The 15577-nt window shown below is 50.5% G+C and carries 17 protein-coding genes; 9 read left to right on the top strand and 8 right to left on the bottom strand.

Translation table 11 applies throughout. From position 1 onward, the window contains the following. Positions 1–24 precede the first annotated feature (24 nt). On the top strand, positions 25–297 hold the full coding sequence (locus tag OGY07_RS07760) for a hypothetical protein (RefSeq protein WP_042288986.1): 273 nt from the start codon (positions 25–27) through the stop codon (positions 295–297). A gap of 26 nt (positions 298–323) precedes the next feature. On the opposite strand, the gene rcnR is transcribed toward OGY07_RS07760, so the two are convergent. Continuing rightward, positions 324–596 (bottom strand): Ni(II)/Co(II)-binding transcriptional repressor RcnR, encoded by a 273-nt coding sequence (rcnR, locus tag OGY07_RS07765; protein WP_042288990.1) that lies wholly within the window; start codon positions 594–596, stop codon positions 324–326. 120 nt (positions 597–716) lie between these two features. On the opposite strand from rcnR, the gene OGY07_RS07770 reads away from it, so the two are divergent. After that, a complete protein-coding gene (locus OGY07_RS07770) occupies positions 717–1652 on the top strand; it encodes a nickel/cobalt efflux protein RcnA (protein ID WP_286599760.1) in 936 nt (311 codons plus the stop codon). A gap of 251 nt (positions 1653–1903) precedes the next feature. Here the strand turns inward: OGY07_RS07770 and OGY07_RS07775 are convergent, their stop codons facing one another. Beyond that, positions 1904–2176, bottom strand: coding sequence for a GNAT family N-acetyltransferase (locus OGY07_RS07775; protein ID WP_042288994.1), 273 nt, complete (start codon positions 2174–2176; stop codon positions 1904–1906). A gap of 8 nt (positions 2177–2184) precedes the next feature. Continuing rightward, positions 2185–2415, bottom strand: a complete 231-nt coding sequence (gene yjdI / locus OGY07_RS07780) for a 4Fe-4S mono-cluster protein YjdI (protein ID WP_042288998.1) — start codon at positions 2413–2415, stop codon at positions 2185–2187. A gap of 584 nt (positions 2416–2999) precedes the next feature. Here yjdI and OGY07_RS07785 point away from each other — a divergent pair. Both OGY07_RS07785 and OGY07_RS07790 read left to right on the top strand, forming a co-directional pair. Then, on the top strand, positions 3000–3842 hold the full coding sequence (locus OGY07_RS07785; protein ID WP_042289001.1) for a winged helix-turn-helix domain-containing protein: 843 nt from the start codon (positions 3000–3002) through the stop codon (positions 3840–3842). Beyond that, a complete protein-coding gene (locus tag OGY07_RS07790) occupies positions 3835–4317 on the top strand; it encodes a YqeJ family protein (RefSeq protein WP_072197074.1) in 483 nt (160 codons plus the stop codon). Before OGY07_RS07785 ends, OGY07_RS07790 begins: the two co-directional genes overlap by 8 nt. Before the next feature lie 42 nt (positions 4318–4359). Here the strand turns inward: OGY07_RS07790 and OGY07_RS07795 are convergent, their stop codons facing one another. Next, a complete protein-coding gene (locus OGY07_RS07795; protein ID WP_042289006.1) occupies positions 4360–4911 on the bottom strand; it encodes a hypothetical protein in 552 nt (183 codons plus the stop codon). A 284-nt stretch (positions 4912–5195) separates the two neighbouring features. Between OGY07_RS07795 and OGY07_RS07800 the strand changes: the two genes are divergently transcribed. Beyond that, entirely contained in the window at positions 5196–5819 is a 624-nt protein-coding gene (locus tag OGY07_RS07800; RefSeq protein ID WP_286599764.1) for an ECs1377 family protein, read from the top strand. A gap of 9 nt (positions 5820–5828) precedes the next feature. Here OGY07_RS07800 and OGY07_RS07805 read toward each other — a convergent pair whose 3' ends face one another. The 4 genes from OGY07_RS07805 to OGY07_RS07820 form a co-directional block, all read right to left on the bottom strand. After that, entirely contained in the window at positions 5829–6902 is a 1074-nt protein-coding gene (locus OGY07_RS07805) for a fimbrial protein (protein WP_286599766.1), read from the bottom strand. Positions 6903–6919: 17 nt separating this feature from the next. Then, on the bottom strand, positions 6920–9439 hold the full coding sequence (locus OGY07_RS07810; RefSeq protein WP_286599768.1) for a fimbria/pilus outer membrane usher protein: 2520 nt from the start codon (positions 9437–9439) through the stop codon (positions 6920–6922). A gap of 15 nt (positions 9440–9454) precedes the next feature. Next, entirely contained in the window at positions 9455–10120 is a 666-nt protein-coding gene (locus tag OGY07_RS07815; RefSeq protein WP_286599770.1) for a fimbrial biogenesis chaperone, read from the bottom strand. Between the two features lie 71 nt (positions 10121–10191). After that, on the bottom strand, positions 10192–10749 hold the full coding sequence (locus tag OGY07_RS07820; RefSeq protein ID WP_072197076.1) for a fimbrial protein: 558 nt from the start codon (positions 10747–10749) through the stop codon (positions 10192–10194). A gap of 1486 nt (positions 10750–12235) precedes the next feature. Here OGY07_RS07820 and OGY07_RS07825 point away from each other — a divergent pair. The 4 genes from OGY07_RS07825 (at position 12236) to fimI (ending at position 15562) form a co-directional block, all read left to right on the top strand. Then, positions 12236–12841, top strand: coding sequence for a tyrosine-type DNA invertase (locus OGY07_RS07825; RefSeq protein WP_042289022.1), 606 nt, complete (start codon positions 12236–12238; stop codon positions 12839–12841). A gap of 472 nt (positions 12842–13313) precedes the next feature. Beyond that, positions 13314–13910 (top strand): tyrosine-type DNA invertase, encoded by a 597-nt coding sequence (locus tag OGY07_RS07830; protein ID WP_286599773.1) that lies wholly within the window; start codon positions 13314–13316, stop codon positions 13908–13910. Between the two features lie 495 nt (positions 13911–14405). Next, positions 14406–14954 (top strand): type 1 fimbrial major subunit FimA, encoded by a 549-nt coding sequence (gene fimA / locus OGY07_RS07835; protein ID WP_042292073.1) that lies wholly within the window; start codon positions 14406–14408, stop codon positions 14952–14954. Positions 14955–15022: 68 nt separating this feature from the next. Beyond that, the gene (gene fimI, locus OGY07_RS07840; protein WP_042292076.1) at positions 15023–15562 is read left to right on the top strand and encodes a type 1 fimbrial minor subunit FimI; all 540 of its coding nucleotides are present in this window, start codon (positions 15023–15025) and stop codon (positions 15560–15562) included. Positions 15563–15577 lie beyond the last annotated feature (15 nt).

Genomic DNA, 15577 nt, shown 5'->3' on the forward strand with positions numbered 1-15577 from the left:
GAAGAAAATGGACGGGAGTCACCAGTGAGTTATTACGAAGAAGAAACGCGCGCGCTGAGCACGGTACTTATTTTTCTTTATGGGGGGGATGGCGAGCGGGCTTATCAGGAACTGACGGCTGCGCTGCAGCAACTGACATTTCCGCCCTCGGTCCGGCGCCTCTGCGAAGAAGCGCTGCGGCAACACGCCGATGCGAAAGGCGTTATCTGTCTGCTTCAGGCACTGGAAACGATCAGCGGCTATAAACATATTGAACGTTATATTGTTCAGCGAAATCAGCACACGGTGTTTGGCTGAATGACGGGCCGGGACGGGATTCCCGGCTATTTTATATAAGAGTCCAGTACTTTGAGGATCACGTCCAGATCCGCCTCACGCTTTTCTTCTTCGCTCTGATGCACAATATGCTCTGTGAGATGACCTTTAATCACTTCCCGCATTAAACCATTTACCGCCCCGCGAATTGCGGCAATCTGCTGGAGTACGGCAGCGCATTCGTGCGGCTCATCAAGCATTTTCTTCAGCGCAACCACCTGCCCCTGGATTTTACTGGTACGGGCTTTTAGCTTTTGTTTATCACGAATAGTGTGCGACATAGCAACACCTCCTTAACATAAAACAAGGAAGATTATAGCATTACGCATTTACTGGGGGGTAGTATTTGGTACTGGGGGGGAGTAGAATTCGTCGAAAATAGTCAACCAAGAATCATTATCATGGGTGAATTCACAACGCTTCTTCAGCAAGGCAACGCATGGTTTTTTATTCCCAGCGCCATACTCCTCGGCATTTTGCACGGGCTGGAGCCGGGACACTCCAAAACGATGATGGCGGCATTTATTGTCGCCATTAAAGGAACCGTCAAACAGGCCATCATGCTGGGACTGGCAGCAACGGTTTCCCACACGGCGGTCGTCTGGCTTATTGCCCTCGGCGGCATGACTCTCAGCAAAGCGTTCACCGCGTCCGCCGTTGAACCCTGGCTTCAGTTAATTTCCTCGGCCATCATTTTATCAACCGCGGGCTGGATGTTCTGGCGGACGTGGTCCGGTGAACGCAGTTGGTTAGCCGACATGCAGCACGCTGACGATCGCCATCATCATGACCATCAACACGATCACGACCATCAACATGATCACGAGCATCAACATGATCATGACCATCAACATGATCACGACCATCATCACGATCACGACCATCATCACGATCACGACCATCATCACGATCACGCCGGGCTGGAAGGGTTAACGGCAGGGTCGAAGGAATACCAGGATGCCCATGAACGAGCCCATGCCCGAGACATTGAGCGACGCTTTCACGGCAAAAGCGTCGGCAATGGGCAGATCATCCTGTTTGGTCTGACCGGCGGGCTTATTCCCTGTCCGGCGGCTATTACCGTTCTGCTGATTTGTATTCAGCTAAAGGCATTTACGCTCGGCGCGACGCTGGTACTCAGTTTTAGCCTTGGGCTGGCCTTAACCCTGGTAACAGTGGGCGTAGGGGCTGCGATTAGCGTCCATCAGGTAGCAAAGCGCTGGAGCGGAATGGGTACGCTGGTAAGAAAAGCGCCTTATTTTTCCAGCGCGCTGATAGCGCTGGTCGGGCTGTATATGGGGATCCACGGCTATTTTGGCGTTATCCAGACGGCCTGACCGTTGTACACGAGCATCAGCGCATGCCTGGTGCTCATTAAAATGTCCAGAAAACAGACGCCGCGATCGTCGCTGACGCTTCCGCTCGCAGGGCGCAATCCCCCGTGTACTCCTGTGACATATGACATCATTAACGACGCGGGCAACCACTGGAGCTACACGCAGCCCGCGACGATAACACCGTAGCACAGACCTCCCCGGTCAGATTAGCCCGTTACGCGCCCTGCCATCACTGCGTAACAGCGCCCCTCTCATGCGCGTATATCGTCATACTCCCGCGTCTTATCAAACTCGTGCTTCGCAAACGGGCAAAGTGGGATCACCTTACGGTTCTCACGGCGCATTTTCTCCACGACTTTTGCCACCAACTGTTTCCCGACGCCCTGCCCTTTCAGGCTGGCATCCACATCGGTGTGTTCGATAATGCTTAAATGCTCTCCAGTCGGCACAAAGACAATTTCGGCGACCTGGTTACCCTGCGCATCATTCACATAAAATTTATTGTGACCCTCAATTATTTCCATCTTTCCCCCTACTTATGACGATATTGCAGCGCGCCGCTTGGACAGGTGTCGATAACCTGCGTCACGATCTGGACATCCACCTCGTCAGGCATAATCCACGGCTTACGCTTCAGGTTAAAAAGCCTGCTATTGCCGCGGACGCAATTTCCCGAGTGTTGGCAGAGGGCCGTATTAAAATAGACATCAATTTTCTCGCCGGTGTAGACACGGTAACCCGCATCTTGAAGATCTTTATCCATGACATTGCCTCGTTATTCGTCTTATTGCTAAGCATAGCGCCGAAATAGCCTTACTTGCTCTCTAATTTTCGAATGAGTAAGTCCTCACCACAGACAGCACTTTCCAGACAAAAATCTAAATATAAGATTATTTAAGATGTTTTATTTGATATTTCAGGGAAATTAAGAAATTTTCCCCTGACGGATTAATTTTGGCCGCTTCACCCGAACAACTCATTCAAAAAACTCGCCATAAAAGGCAAAAATCTATCAAAAAAACTCATCAATATTCCTGTTTTAAACCCAGGCTTCGCTGGCTGCCTTTTAACTTGTCTTAAATCGCGTGGTTAAAACAGAATTTCAATTCCGTCAAGAAAATGCAGTTGATAATCTGATGAGCAATGGATGTGTATAAACGAAAGGATATCTCATATGTTAATAAATTGCTTTATATAATAGAGACATATGTAAATAACAGCGATAAAAACATTAGTTTCATAAATGATACCAACTACTGTATTCGCATATTTTATATGTAATACTATGTTCAGACTTTATCTACACTTAAGTATCTTTCTGTCTAACTTCCCCCATCGTGAACATATATGTACTGGATAATCAACGATAATATTGAATTCAGACCCGACAGTAAAAAGTTAATTTCAGTGTCAAATCCTGAACTTAACGTGGTTTTGACAACGCCCGCCAGTCGTTGTCTGCTTTTGCTGCTCGAAGCGTCTCCGGACGTGGTTACCCAGCAGGAGTTCTTCAAGAAGGTATGGGAAGATGAAGGTATGCTGGTTCCGGCGAACACCCTTTACCAGAATATCTCTATCGTTCGTCGCGGCCTGCGCGCCGTCGGGGAAACAGATCGTATTCTGGTCGCCACGGTGCCGCGTAAAGGTTTTCAAATTGATAAAAGCGTAAAAATCACCCGCATCGCGGCGAATCAGATGGCAGAAGCGCCCGTGGATACGCTGGCAGGCGAAGACGAACTGGACGTTGACGATAAAACGGAAGCTGTAGCGCCGTACGAGCCAGAACCCGCATCCGCACCCGCGGTACAGGCCAAAGAAACAGCCAGATTGCCGCGCGTCGCCAGCATTTTGCTCATCGTCGCAGCGTTTCTCATTGGCGCGGTCGGCGTGCATTTTTTCTGGCATGTGACCGACACAAAACCGTTTTTTAAAGATTATGCTTTCGTCGAGCAGGTTCAGGGCTGCCGTTTCTATACCAAAGACGACAGCCACGACAATAAAAGCAATTATGCACGATTTAAGTCCCTGATCCTGAGTTCAGGGCTCGACTGCAAAAAGTTCCCCTGGGTTTACTTCCCGGTATCCAAAACCTCCCCCGGTCTGTCGGTCTTTGTCTGCCGGAAGGAGTACGTAAAATCTCCGGTAGCAGGTTGCATCACTCTCTCTTTCCGAGGAGTCGAAAGTGAATAAAAAAACAATAATAACGATCAGCGCGGTGTTTTTAGCTGCCGGAATGCTCGTCGGCGCGTTATATAACGTGTTTATGTACAGATATCACAATAAACAAGAATGTTCTGCCTCTGTGGTGGTATTTTATAACAACGTCCGCGCGAACATTACGCTGAACTATATGTACTCGCTGGACAACAAAAATGGCATTGTGGCGGTCAGCGGAACCTATTTAGAAGACGGTAAGCTCAAAGGCCGGATCCGCCGGGATGTTGCATACGACTGGAATGAAAACCAGGATTCGTATCACCTCCACTCAACCCGAATCAATAAATTTGAAATTATTGAAACCTTACCGGATGAACTCCTGGCCGATATTCTGCCTGATTTTTACGTCTATCCGGACAAAAACGTGAGCTACTCCATTCTCAACCAGGGCGTTCATGGCTTTTTGTTCACCATTGGTCAGCGCCCGCTCTTTTATTGCGCGCGATAGCCTCACTCAGGCACAGCCCTGTAGTACACAGGGCTGACGCCATTAAAACAAAAAACCTTCTTCCAATAGATTTTCTTTGATTAATAACAGATCGTGAATTTTATTACCGCCAAGTTTTTTACAGGCGATATTGCGATAGGTATATACCCGCTTAGGCGGTAGCGAGAGCGATTTGGCGATCAGATTGATATCTTTTCCTTCCAGTGACTCACGAATGATAATCTTCTCTACCCGGTTAAGTAGATGATTTTTAATGGCTTTACTTTTCTTCATGTTCACCAGGCGCGTTATCGCCATCATCAGGGCCGAAAGCGACTCTCTGGCGTTGATGATCATATCCGCGTCACAAATTAAGGCATTTTTTTGCGCGTTTTGAATAATCATAAGCTTGCATGTCTTGTTCAGCCGAGGAATATCCTTTGCACAACATTTATTATTCAGATGTAGATGTAAAATAACCGTATCGTCAAACGTCAATTGGTCAACAGGCAAATGATGTATGGTCTCTATCATGATGTCCATGTCTGCATCTTTTGCTAATAAGACGATTCCTTCCTGCAAGTAATTATCGTTGCTTATGATATATATAGCCATAGTTTTATTGCCGTATTAATAATTCATTATTAAAATAGTTTTTTGCCTTGTTAAATTCACCTTTAGCGAGACATGGTCAAATTGTATGCGGAGGACCACAGATAACGTAATTAAATAGTCTTAACTGGCGTGATATAACTAACCGATTGAAAAATCATTAATAAAATAATTTTTTTAAGCGTTCTTAAACACGTTTTGCTGGACTTGTCGCTGTATTCTGCGGCTTTCTCTATGCTATGTTGTGCCACACGGGGAGATGCGTAGCGAACAGGAAGGAAAGCAACATGGCCAGGCGTATCGATTATCTGATTGAGAAATATCAATTCACCGAGATCAATGAATCGCCGCGTATTGCCAGCCAGTGGAAGGACGTTCTGGCAGAGTGTCAGCAGGAGCAGGCGGGCGTTGAAGAACGGCTCCGGATTGCGTTGCTCAATGTCGATTACGTCACCAGCTTCGAACTGCCCTTTCGTTTATTGCTCACCCGCACACCACAGCTCATCGATAAGCTGCGTAAAGAATTATCGCTTACCCAGAAAAGCGTGCTGATCAATGAAAAGCGTCGCGGGCAGGTCTATAGCATCAGCGCCGATCTCAGTCGCGTCCCGGACGCGTTTCGCTACCGCTTATCCTCCCGCATTCGCCGTATGGACGATCAAACCCTTACTACCGCGCCTTATCAGCAGGTGGCCAGCGAGACAAAACAGCCTGAAGATCGTCTGCGTCTGGCGCTGGAAAGCGGACTGGCGGTAAACGCGCTCGACGGACTTTTCTGGCTGGGCATCCAGCGTATCGCCGCCGATATTCAGCGCCTGCGCGCGTCCGGTATGCCCATTCAGACAACAGACGTGGAGGTGTCTGACACCCTGACGGGAACGGTGCGCACCATCACGGCTTATCATCTTTAACCAGTCGTCTCAGTTGTAGTCCAGCACGAAGGTCGCGCTGCTATTTGCCGAACCCGCCGTCACCGTTGCGCCGGTCTGAACATACTGGGCGATAAAATTCACCGGCGTCGCCGCCGATGCGCTGGAGGCCGTCATATGCTTCACGATCGGCGACACCGCGTCGTTGAGCGTCACCCGCGTACCGGCAGCCGGAGCGCCAGCACCGTTATTACCATAGCTGAGTCTGACCCCCACCCCCTCCGCGCCGCCCGACGTACGGACAACCGCCAGCGCGTCGCGGCTGCCGCTTACCGCTGGCGTACCAAAAAAGCCGATCCGCAGTTCAACAGGCGCAGTGCAGTAAACAGGGATGGAAAACGCCGTCGGCGTTCCGCCCGTCGTCCCTTCGCCGGTGAAATCCGTCCGCTTCACTTTCCCCAGGTTGACCTTGATACTGCCGGTCGCGACGCTACAGCTGCCGCTGTTGCCGATGTCCACGTTCATCGCCGCCAGATCGAGGCTCACGTCATGCGTGGACAGCGTCCCGTTGCCACCACCGTTGTCACTCAGCGTCAGAGTGCCTACCCCCGGCAACGCGCCGGAGGAGGCGTGGTTATTACTCACCAGTTGAATATCGCCCGTTTTATAAAACGTGACGAACGGGGTGACGGTGATCTCACGCGCCGACAGCATGGCCGGCAGCGTTGCGCTGTCGCAGACCACCGTCGACGAACCGGCGGTGATAAAGGTTTGCGGCCCGCCGTCACACTGAAAACTTAATGAATAACCAATACCTGGCAGCGAGGCGCTGAACACTGCATGTCCGTTGATCGTGGCAATGCTTTGTCCCTTCTGGTTATACACAATCTTCTTCAAAGACGATGCCGCATTCTGCTGGTCGCAGGTGAAGTGAATACCGCCGCCGTTAGCCTGCATCGTGGCGCTCATTTGCATATGGGTGCCTAACGCCGGTAAGTAACGAATATTATTAAAGTTAATCGTCATCTGACGGGTACTGGCCTGGCAAGTTTCCGCCCATGCGTTTTGGCTGACTGTTCCCGCCAGCAGCAACAGTCCGGTGATGATGCGAATAATGACTGACATGACAACGTCCTCGTAATTCAGAGACAGGGGCCAGAGATAGCCTTGACCGTTTTATGCGCTTGCGACTCGTCAATATGAAAATGCAGCACGCAGCGACGCGCCACGCCGCCCTCATCCCATCGCGCTTCCAGAACGCCGTCGCTGGGAACGCCGCTCAGATAAACCTGGCCGCGTTCAGCGACGATACCGCTCATCGCCCCTTCATCACCCTGAACCTGTGCGCTGGCGCCAAACGGCAGCGAATGCCGACCGTGATGTAACGTAAACAGTACGCGATGGCCAATATGGGTTTGATAACGGGCTTCAACTACCGCGCCGCCGCCGGGGATCACCGTCGCCCCCTCCATTTCCACGTCGGCATCGTCTGACAACGACGCCGAATCGAGCGTAATCACGTTTTTGTGATAGGGCGTCAGCGTGGGCACCACGGCATACCCGCGCCAGTCGGTATGAACGTTATTGCCGTTCTGAATCGCAACGTTCGTCGCCCCCGGCGCCCGAACGATGGCGAAGCTGTCACCGACATTCTGGCCCAGGGTAATGCCATGGGGATGAGCGACAACAGACCCCGACGCGCCCCAGGTAAGCTGGCTGCTGTCGGGATCGCGACGATAGCCTATTTGCGTGGTGGCGTAGCCACCGTGGTATTCCAGCGAGGCGCTGCTGTTGTTCCCTTGCCCCTGGTTGGCGTATCCCTGTTGCAGGGCGTAATTCAGATTCGCCTGTCCTGGCACCGAACCATACATCGCCAACTGGTGCGAGGTGTCGCCGTGATTATCCGTCGCGGTGTTGTAACTAACAGCGTTGTCGGACAACGCGCCGCCCAACGGAATAGTCATATTGAATGACCACGAACGGTCAGCCTCCTGATGCCCTGCCGACCGGGTGTAAAAATACCCCAGACTCCAGGAAATGCTTTTCCAGGCGCTGTAATAGCCAGCATGCATTGTTTGTTCGCGCTGGTCGCTGTGCCAGTACGCCTGGGCATAGGCAGAAAGGGAAAGACTCCCCACCTCGCCCAGAGTCTGGTTAAGGGTGATTTCCTCGCGACTGCGCTTGTTCCAACGCGGTCCGTCGCGACGCTCCAGCGTCACCGCCTCGCTCAAATCATAAAAGCCGCTGGAAGAGTATCGATAGCTGGCGAGACTGAAAGAGGTGCCAGTGCCGGTGAAATTCTTCTGGTACTGCGCACGTACCGAATAACCAGCGTAACGTTTTCCGGACGGCGTTGCGGTAGCCGCCCAGGTGGTATCCGCGCCCAACGCGCCCAGAATGCCTAACCCATGACCGGCGCCAAGGGCAACCGCATGATAATCCTCCGCCAGTTGCGTCCCGCCATACAGCGTCAACTCATCCGGCAGACCGTAAAAAAGCGTGCCCTGCATAAACAGAGGGGAACGGCTGTCATCGCCGCTGGCATGATACCGCCCTGCGCTGAGGCTGTACGTCGTTAACCCCTCGCGCAGCATAAACGGCACCGCCGCGAACGGCTGCGTCCAGCGGCGCTCAGTACCGTTGCTCTCTTTAACGTTGATCTCCAGATCGCCGCTTTGCGCGGTGGGATAGAGATCTTTTATGGCGAACGCGCCCGGCGAGACGTAGGTTTCGTAAATCACATAGCCGTGCTGGGAGAGGGTTACTTTCGCGTTACTGTGCGCGACGCCGCGAATCACCGGAGCAAAACCGCTCATGCTGTCCGGCTGCATGTCGTCTTTCGACATCAGTTGCACCCCACGAAACGGCACGCTGTCAAACACCTCGCCGCTGGTGTAAGTATCCCCCATACGCACTTGGCTTTTCAGCGAACGAATATCCCGCTGCAGCCAGGTGCTCTGCGCGTCCCAGCGGCGAGTTTTGTCATACTGCATTGACGAAATATTGCGCAACCGCCACGCGCCAAGATTCACGCCACTGCGTAAATTCAGATAGCTGGAACGTCCATCAGCGTCGGATTGACGGGTTTGCGAACCGTTGAAGGTGTAATCCACAAACGCGGCCGGGATCCCGTCATCCCAACGGGCGGGATCAACGTAGCCCCGGCTCATGATCTTCATCGCCGCTTGCGGAATACTGAGGTTAAGGCGCTGGGTCGAGAACTCAAACCGGCTGCTGGCATCGGGAATGTACTGTTCTATGCGGGTAAAAGTCTCCCCTTCACGCAGTCGGTCGAAAGCGGAAAACGCGCTAACGTTAACACCGTATTCCTCCAGTTGTGCGGCAGTAAGGACTGGCCGCAGCGTCCCGTTATCCTCGACAAAGGTGATGTTCTCCTGCGCGATCTGCTGGTCGTTGACCCAGATGCCGACAGGATACGTTCCCGGTTGCTGTCCCCCCGCTTTGGCAAAGTAATGCAGATCCGCCATTTTTTGCTGCGGATCGCTTAACTCCAGCGAGGCCGGATCAAAATAATCATCGGCCCAGGCCAGCCGCTGATGCAACAACAGTATGAACACCGTCGGCAGCGTGGCCAACAGCAGGCCGGACCGGTTACAGGAGGCAGAATAAATGCGTTCTTTCACGGTGCTGTCGCCCGGCATCGTTCGTTGTTAGCGTCACTGCTGCGCATAGTCGGTCACGCCGCCAAAGTCGTTGATCGCACGCCATTTCACCGTTCCGTGGTTGTTAACGCTCCACGTCCGGGTACTGAAAGGCGCCATCATTCCCGGTTGAGAAATGTCGTACCCGCCCACCGACAGAGAGAAAAAAGAGACGTAATACGGCGTGGGATTCGTGGCCACTAACTGGTTTCCGTTCTGGCTAAACGTCAACGTTTGCCAGGCCTGGTTAGCCTCTCCTTTCAGCCCGGCAGGGCGATAAAAGAGTTTGAAACGGGATTTGACGTTAATCTGCAACTTATTGACGTCATCTTTTTGCGACGGCGCAATGCTTTTGATACTCAACCAGAAGACGGATTCCCGATCGGCAGGCAGTTCGCCGCCGGTAAAAGTAATACGCAGCACGTTCTGCTGCTCAGGCTCAAGCCGAAACAGCGGCGGCGTTACCACAAACGGCACCGGACGCGGGTCGCCCTCAGCGACATTATCGACAAAGGATTGCACCAGATACGGTGTTTGCGTATCGGCATTAGTTACCGTCATCGACGCCTCCCGCTTCCCTTCCTGATAAATTACGCGGGTTCCTCCCATCACGATGCCAGCCTGAGCCGTTATGCTAAGCAGTAATAAAGATGCCGACAGAGCGGCAAGAATGTGTTTCATTGCGAATAACCATCAGGAAAAAGAGAACAGGAACGCTGACCGGGCAGGCATTACGCCTGCCCAAACGGGAATCAGTTGTAGACCATCAAAAACGTCGCCGTCGCGTTTGCGGGACCGGCGGTCACAGTGGTCGTGGTGGCCCGATAATCCGCCAGGAAATCCAGCTGAGCTTTTGCACTGACCGGCGCCACGGCTTCCGATAACTGACCCAACTGAATTTGCGATGCATTACTGGCGTTATACAGTTTTATCGCAACGCCGGTTGCCGCAGTGCCTCCTGCAGAACCGGCGGCCACTTCCAACAGCGTGGGATCCGTTTTATCTTTTTGCCCGTCAAATAATACCGCCACCGAGGTTACGGATGCCGGGCAATTATCCACATTGATGCTGAACGGTTTTTTTGTCGTCTCATCACCCACGCTGGTGAAATAGCTTTTCGCCCAATGGCCCAGATCGACATGCAGATTTTTTGAGGTCGAGGTGACATTGCACGAGCTGTCAACAATCTCACCGGTAAATTCAACATTGCCACCAGCTCCCTTAAAAGTCGGTACACTTCCTGCGGCGCTGGCTGCGCCAGAGAGGAATATACTGACCAACACGGCAGTTGCTTGAATAGTCTTTTTCATTATCTTGCTCTTTTGTCACATATAATTAATGTTTACTTTCACCGAACACTAAATATCCGGTATTCCTCCCTTCGCGTTGTCCTGCTAATAATATTCACAATCCGTTCGTGATAATACGAGGTATAAGGTATTGCAGTAGCCTGACAATGCATTAACATTGCCGCTAATAGAGAGACAGTGGTAAGCCCCACTTAAGATTAAATAAATATTATTTTGCCTTGATACAAAACGCAATAAAATAAAATTTAGCAAGCTAAGGAAAAATAAAAGTCAGCATTAATATTTTTGTTAATATTTTTTCTTGCTGTATCAGTAAGAACAATACCATCAGCATAAGTAAACATAGTTGCAACAAATAGCCCTATATCTGATCATCTTCATGCTGAAAAATTGCGCAATAACGTAATACCGTACTCAAAATTAGGATTAATCCTAATACGCATTATCTGTATTGCGTTCGCCAAGGGCATGACAGCCTTAACCTGCGGGTAGCGTTCCAGTAAGTACTGATAAAGAGGTATAGCAGAGCAATGTATCACCCGATATGACGCTCGCGATGTTGCGGTCGGATCGTACCCGGTAAAGTCAGTTTCACTACGATATTAGTTGCCTGCGTTATTATTTACTCGCCTGGTGCCTTTTTGTTGCAAAGTATTTCTTCATCCTGACAACCTATATTGTGCTGGCGCTTTGCGTTAGGGTAAATATACCCACTGCGCAAAATTTCCCCAAACAAAGCAGCCTGGTGAATCGTTACGCACGCCAACAACTTTTTTGAATGAAAATAGGCTATTACAAACATCCTGATTAAATAACCTGCAAGAAATGGTGGGTAACTTATCCCTGTCGACGGTGAAGAATACACGTTTAGCCGGTAACTTTTTAGCGTTAAGCGGGAATCATCCTGGTCATGATAAAATATGATTTTTGCGCCAATACCCCCGCTTGTGCTTATTATGACTATTCTCAGGCTGTTTTTTGCAGTATGGTTTAATCATTGTTGTAGTATTGCAGTGAATGCTAGCCAGGCTGCCATAATGTTCTTCGTATTCACTGAAGTCACTTGCACCCTATTTGCCTGGTTGTCGGGATCTCCGCCCACGAAAAACGTGGTCGTTGCGTATGCCGATTAAAGGCCAATACATTTGGCGCGGTTGGTGTGTTTATATCAACCACAGGGGCTTCTGAGTTCATCATCCAGAGGAGTAAGAATGAACAGGACGTGGAAACCACCCGGAAAACCGTTTTTTTTCAGTCTTAAACATCACTACACCGCGAGATGTCCGAGGAGGCTTTCCCCAGGGAATGGCAATACGTCATGACCTAACGAACAACCGCCGTTTTAACTATCCGGTTCAGCGCAGCAGGGGCCAGGCGATTTTTACCCCCGACAAAGTGCCTATAAATAACGAGTAAAACCGGAAGAGCCATTGGATTGATGGTGATGAGCAGAACAGTTGCATGCCTGCAAAAAAAAGGGAACCTAATGAAAAACAGCGCCGATAACAAAAAAAGGAACTTCCTGACTCAGAATGAAATAGAGTCGCTTCTCAAAGCAGCCAATACCGGACCTCACGCTGCCCGCAATTACTGCCTGACACTACTGTGTTTTATCCACGGGTTTCGTGCCAGCGAAATCTGCCGTCTGCAAATTTCAGACATTGATATTAAATCAAAGTGTATTTATATCCATCGACTGAAAAAGGGTTTCTCTACCACCCATCCTTTATTAGGTGAAGAAATCCAGGCGCTGAAAAACTGGCTGGATATTCGCGGAACGTATCCGCACTCCGACAGCGAATGGTTATTTTTATCACGAAAAGGAAACCCGCTTTCTCGCCAGCAATTTTATCAAATCATTTCCGCATCTGGCGATAACGCCGGACTGCCGCTGGAAATCCATCCGCATATGCTTCGCCACTCCTGCGGCTTCGCCTTAGCCAATATGGGAATCGACACCCGCCTGATCCAGGACTACCTCGGCCACCGTAACATCCGCCACACCGTCTGGTACACCGCCAGCAACGCCGGGCGTTTTTATGGTATCTGGGACGACACAAAACTTAAACAACGTAACGCTCTTTCACTCTGATAAAGCTAACGCCATGGATGGTGTTAAAAAATAACCTTCTGCTTACCGCAGTTTAATCAACATTAACCCTATGTTAATTATGATTATCGTTCAGGCATGTTCATGTAATTAATAATTGCGATACTTATTATATCCTTGTAATCACTCTGGATATCAGATTTTTATTAATCCCAAGGTTAAACCATTCAGCTTATCTTCTTTCGCTGAAAATATCGGCAACGCGAACTATTTTCCTTTTATTTTTAACCACCTGACATTAACGCCTTCGGGTTCGGTTGTGGTAATCCCTAAAATAAATAAAAATAAGATTTATCATGTGGCAATGATTTCCTCATGTGTAAAAGTAATGTAATCACCATTTTGTGATTATTTCCCCGCATATAATACGCCTTTAACATCGTCGATTATTTTTTAATCGTCATGGTTTTTTACAGGTGTTCATTAGCAGAAACCCATTCAGGAGTAATGTATTGTGAATCGACGTCGTTATCTTACCGGCAAAGAAGTTCAGGCGATGATGCAGGCCGCTCGTCACGGTCCAACCGGAGAACGGGATTATTGCCTTATTCTGCTGGCATTCCGTCACGGGATGCGGATCAGTGAACTCCTCGGCCTGCATTACCGCGACCTCGATCTTCATGAGGGGCGTATTAATATCCGACGGCTGAAGAATGGTTTTTCAACCATTCACCCGCTGCGCTTTGATGAACGTGAAGCCGTCGAACGCTGGAGCCAACAGCGCGCGAACTGGCGTGGGGCAGGCCGCACCGACGCGGTGTTTATTTCCCGCCGGGGTACACCACTGTCGCGTCAGCAGGCGTATCGCATCATTCGCGCGGCCGGAATTGATGCCGGTACCGTCACCCATACCCATCCCCATATGCTCCGCCACGCCTGCGGTTATGAACTTGCCGAAAGGGGGACGGACACGCGACTTATTCAGGACTATCTCGGCCATCGCAATATTCGCCATACCGTGCGTTATACCGCCAGTAATGCCGCGCGTTTTGCCGGATTATGGGAGAGAAACAATCTGATAGACGAAATTTCACAAGGGAAAAAGAAATAAGCTAAATCATTGAAAAGGAACAGAAAAGTCTAGACCGAACAGGTCAATTGGGGCCAAACTGTTTATATCATAAAAAAATTTAGTTAAGCATTGCAACTAACAAGTTAAGATTTATCTCAAATTCCATGTTATCTCATTGATTAACCAATAATTATATTAAGTCTTTTTTCACAACATTCTTCCCCGACGGATGGCTTCTCACCGATTTGTCTTCTCACGTCTTTTCAGATCTCGCTTGCTGAACAAATTAAAATATCAGTTTTTTACACTTCAAATACATCAAACACCAATACAAAAAATTAAAAAACACCACAAAAAAACCATCCAAAAGCCATTTATCCCGATGAGTCAAAATGGCCCCAATTGTCTCATAAATTGGGCAAAAACTGTGCAGAACCGGCAGTCGCACCATTCGGCTGAAATAGGGAATGCCTGGAAGGCACAACGACTGCCCATTTCGGTTCGTTACATCGATTTTGTTTAAAGGAAAACAACATGAAAATTAAAACACTGGCAATCGTTGCTATGTCAGCACTGTCCCTGACCTCCGCGGCGGCTCTGGCCGATACCACCACGGTGAACGGCGGTACAGTACATTTTAAAGGGGAAGTCGTTAACGCAGCCTGCGCCGTTGATGCCGGATCTGTCGATCAAACCGTTCGTCTGGGCCAGGTGCGTTCAGCAAAACTGGCGACGGCGGGGAGCACCAGTTCCGCAGTGGGCTTCAACATTCAGTTGGTTGATTGTGATACCAGCGTCGCCACCAAAGCGTCTGTTGCGTTCTCTGGCGCAGCGGTTGACGCCACCAACACCACCGTACTGGCGCTGCAAAACTCCGCCGCTGGTAGCGCAACCAACGTAGGCGTGCAGATCCTCGACAGCCAGGGCACCCCGCTGGCGCTGGACGGCGCAACCTTTAGCGCGGCGACAGCCCTGAATGACGGCCCGACCAACATCCCGTTCCAGGCGCGTTACTACGCGACAGGCGCTGCGACTGCCGGTATCGCAAACGCCGACGCAACCTTCAAAGTTCAGTACGAATAATCCCTCTGACAGGGACGCATTCAGGGCCAGGACGGCCCGTTATCCGCAACAGGACTGAGGTGATAACGATGCAATGGATGAAATCAGGTCTGCTGATCCTTCTGTTTCCCGTTTGCGCGCTGGCCGGGAACAAATGGAATGTGACGTTACCCGGCGGGAACTTACGTTTTCAGGGGGTCATTATCGCCGAATCCTGCCGCGTCGAGGCAGGCGACAGGCAGATGACGGTACAGATGGGACAAATCAGCAGTAATCGGTTTCATGCGCCAGGTGAAGATACGGACCCGGTGCCTTTTGATATTCATCTTCAGGATTGCAGCACTTCGGTAAGCCAACGTGTCGGCGTGGCGTTTCATGGCGTAGCCGATGGTAAAAATCCCGACGTGCTCTCCGTGGGTGAAGGCCCCGGGATCGCGACCGGGATCGGCATCGCGTTATTCGATAAAGACGGCAGTCTGGTGCCGCTTAACAGTCCGCCGCTGAGCTGGACACGACTTTATTCCGGGCCAACAACGCTGCATTTCATCGCGAAGTATCGTTCAACCGGACGCCAGGTAACCGGGGGGGCCGCGAATGCCCAGGCCTGGTTCTCTTTGACCTACCAGTAATTAACCCGCAGAGAA

Source organism: Citrobacter sp. Cs237, assembly GCF_030332325.1.
GTDB lineage: Bacteria > Pseudomonadota > Gammaproteobacteria > Enterobacterales > Enterobacteriaceae > Citrobacter_A > Citrobacter_A sedlakii.